Annotated in this window: 4 protein-coding genes and 1 pseudogene; all 5 read left to right on the forward strand. The window is 54.3% G+C overall.

Features of this window, described 5'->3' with window-relative positions:
• A pseudogene (locus tag NW837_RS10725) lies at nt 1-214 on the forward strand (phosphate ABC transporter substrate-binding protein PstS); the annotation flags it as partial.
• 33 nt (nt 215-247) lie between these two features.
• Nucleotides 248-1216, forward strand: a complete 969-nt coding sequence (gene pstC, locus NW837_RS10730) for a phosphate ABC transporter permease subunit PstC (protein ID WP_414331404.1) — start codon at nt 248-250, stop codon at nt 1214-1216.
• A gap of 6 nt (nt 1217-1222) precedes the next feature.
• A complete protein-coding gene (gene pstA / locus NW837_RS10735) occupies nt 1223-2113 on the forward strand; it encodes a phosphate ABC transporter permease PstA (RefSeq protein WP_011432706.1) in 891 nt (296 codons plus the stop codon).
• Nucleotides 2114-2195: 82 nt separating this feature from the next.
• A complete protein-coding gene (gene pstB / locus NW837_RS10740) occupies nt 2196-3023 on the forward strand; it encodes a phosphate ABC transporter ATP-binding protein PstB (RefSeq protein WP_414331406.1) in 828 nt (275 codons plus the stop codon).
• A gap of 95 nt (nt 3024-3118) precedes the next feature.
• A partial coding sequence (locus NW837_RS10745) for a S4 domain-containing protein (RefSeq protein ID WP_414331408.1) occupies nt 3119-3302 on the forward strand: 184 nt, incomplete at its 3' end.

Below are 3302 nucleotides of genomic sequence, written 5' to 3' on the forward strand. Positions count from 1 at the left end.
TCCTATTGGGGAAGACTCTTACCCTATTGTGGGCTACACCTGGATCCTTGCCTACAAGGTTTACCCCAAAGCCGAGACTTCCAAGGCCGTTAAAGAGTTTCTCCGCTACGGCCTTACTGAGGGGCAGGCTTTCGCTGAGCAGTTGGGATATGTCCCTCTGCCGGAAGAAACGCGGCAAAAAGCTCTGGCTGCGCTGGAAGGCATTACCCCGTAAAAACTCTTACCAACCACTTCTGGCTTCAGGCGGATGAATACCTTTTTTTCTGACAGCAGTTCTATGTTTCGGCCTCGGCCGGTTTTCCAGCGCCGGCGCGACCAGGTTTTTATCTGGGCTACGCGGATTGCCGTGTTTTTCTCGGCCTTCCTGCTGCTCTGGATTGCTCTGGCGATCGGCATTCAGTCTTTACCTGCTATAGACAGGTTTGGACTAAGCTTTTTCTGGAACACCACCTGGGATCCGGTCGAGGATATCTATGGGGCCTGGCCACAGATCTACGGCACGCTAGTGACTTCTCTCATCGCTCTGATTGTGGGGGTTCCTTTTAGCTTTGGCATCTCTATTTTTCTGAGCGAGGATTTTCTTCCGAAGTCCTTGCGTCTGGCTCTGATCATTGTGGTTGAGCTGTTGGCGGCTATTCCCAGTGTGGTGTTCGGCATTTGGGGATTGTTTGTCTTCATCCCCTTCTTCCGCCCCGTTCAGATGTTCCTGTACGAGAACTTCAATTGGCTTCCCATTTTCAGCACACCACCGATTGGGCCGGGGATGCTGACGGCAGGGGTTGTCTTGGGGATCATGATCATCCCCATCATCACGGCCATCGCCAGAGAGGTTTTGGTGGCTGTTCCTCCTGAGCTGCGCGCGGCTGCCTATGCGATGGGGGCTACGCGATGGGAAGCCATTTTTGGAGTGGTACTACCGGCTGCGATTGGGGGTATGTTGGGGGCTGTGGTGCTGGGTTTGGGACGCGCCCTGGGCGAGACCATGGCGGTGGCAATGCTGATTGGCAATGCGCGGGGGATTAGAGTCTCGCTTTTGGCCCCTGCCAGCAACATCCCTGCATTGCTGGCCAGCGAGTTTGCGGAAGCAGCCGACGAGCAGATCTCGGCTCTGATGTATGCGGCTTTGATCTTGCTGGTCATTACGCTGGTGGTCAACATCATCGCTGAGCTATTGGTTCGGCGCGTCAAGTTTGCTTTGACGGCTTCTCGGGAGTAGAGGAACATGGCGACACAAGTGGCAGCACAGGCCAATTTGTTCAAACGCAAAGTTAGATCCAAGCGCGTCGTGCTGGACTGGGTGATGACAGGCCTGATCTTTGCTTCCAGCATTTTTGCGATTGTTGTGCTCGCTTCCATCCTTTACTATGTTTTCGTCAATGGCATTGAGCGCTTCAATTGGCAGACCTTAACCCAGCTTCCTCCTCCTCCTGGCGATCAGGTAGGCGGCTTTGGCAACGCTGTGCTGGGAACGATCATTGTGGTATCGATTGCCATTACAATCACTTTCCCTATTGGTCTATTTGCTGCGATCTATCTCTCGGAGTTCGGCCAGAACAGTTCTACAGCATCATCTCTGCGTTTCATTATCAAAGTGCTGACGGGGGTTCCTTCCATCATCGCTGGCGTGTTCGCCTATGGGGTGCTGGTGCTTTCCACCAAGACCTTTTCTGCCCTTTCTGGCGGAGTAGCTCTATCGGTATTGACTTTGCCGATCATCATCCTCTCCTGCGAGGAGGCTCTGCGCTTGGTGCCGGCGGACACTCGGGCTGCCGCCTACGCCTTGGGAGCTTCGCGGGTGCAGACTGTGTTTCGGGTCGTTTTGCCAGCTGCTTTGCCGGTCGTTCTGACGGGAGTGACCTTGGCCATTGCCCGAGCAGCTGGGGAGACTGCACCTCTAATTTTTACTGCTCTGTTCAGCTTTCTATGGCCTGATGGTCTGCTGAAGCCAGTAGCCTCGTTGGCGGTGCTGATCTACAACTTTGCCATTGTTCCCTTCGAGAACCAGCAGAAAATTGCTTGGGGAGGAGCCTTGGCTTTGGTGATTCTGGTTTTGATCACCACGATCAGTTTCCGGCTGCTGCTGAGTCGTCGTCAGGAAACCATTACTATCTGATCTGGTTCTTCTGAGATTTTTGCCTCACTATTCTTCGATTTTGAGTTTGGGTTCTGAAGCAACGTCTACCTCTGGTATTCCTATGCGCCCTCCATTTCCCGGCACTCCTGATTCCTCTAAGAAGTCTGCCAAGTTAACTGTTGAGCTGGAAACGCAAGCAGTCAGTGTTTACTACGGCTCTCATTTGGCGGTGAAGCAGGTTTCTCTGAAGATTCCCAAGAATCACATCACTGCTTTTATTGGCCCTTCCGGCTGCGGCAAGAGTACTTTGCTGCGCTGCTTTAACCGCATGAACGATCTGATCCCGGGGGCGAGAGTAGAGGGATCCGTAATTTTTCACGGGAAAAACATCTACGATCCCGATGTAGATCCTGCTGAAGTGCGGCGGCGAGTTGGCCTGGTGTTCCAAAAGCCCAACCCCTTCCCGAAGTCCATCTACGACAACATTGCCTTTGGGCCACGGATCAACGGCTACCAAGGAGACTTGGATGAGCTGGTAGAGCGCGCATTGCGTCAGGCCGTCCTCTGGGACGAGGTGAAAGACAAGTTGAAGACGAGCGGCCTCTCCCTTTCGGGGGGACAGCAGCAGCGCCTCTGCATTGCCCGCACCTTGGCCATCCAACCAGAGGTGATCCTGATGGACGAGCCCTGTGCCTCGTTGGATCCAATCTCCACGTTGCGCATTGAGGAGTTGCTCAAGGAACTGGGCCGTCGCTACACGATCATTATCGTTACCCACAACATGCAGCAGGCAGCGCGGGTCTCCGACTTTACCGCCTTCTTCAACACTGAAGTCGACGAAGAGGGGTTTCGCTACGGACGGCTGGTGGAGTTTAACCGCACTGAGAAAATCTTTAACTCTCCCGCCCATCGGGAAACGGAAGAGTACGTGAGCGGACGGTTCGGCTAATCTGCTGTTGGCGATCCCTCAATTCTGGTCAGTTGGGATCCCGCTCGCCTATTCTAATGGGCGGGAAGATCTATGCAAGGTGAGGCACCGGCGAGATGGCCAAGCGGGTGCGTCTGGATAGCTGGTTGGTGGAGCGCGGATATTTTTCCTCACGCCAGCAAGCGCAACGCTCCATTTTGGCAGGAGAAGTCTTTCTAAATGGGGTGCGGGCGGAAAAGCCTGGAACCTGGGTGAGCGGGGATCCAGCGGTGCAAGTCCAGTCTGGGCCTGCTTTTGTCT

Source organism: Synechococcus sp. R6-10, from assembly GCF_047461815.1.
In the GTDB taxonomy this organism is placed as follows: domain Bacteria; phylum Cyanobacteriota; class Cyanobacteriia; order Thermostichales; family Thermostichaceae; genus Thermostichus.

Excerpts from the sequence above, each read along its gene's own strand:
- pstC (WP_414331404.1), top strand. The coding sequence starts at position 248 with ATGAATACCTTTTTTTCTGACAGCAGTTCTATGTTTCGGCCTCGGCCG.
- pstA (WP_011432706.1), top strand. The coding sequence starts at position 1,223 with ATGGCGACACAAGTGGCAGCACAGGCCAATTTGTTCAAACGCAAAGTT.
- pstB (WP_414331406.1), top strand. The coding sequence starts at position 2,196 with ATGCGCCCTCCATTTCCCGGCACTCCTGATTCCTCTAAGAAGTCTGCC.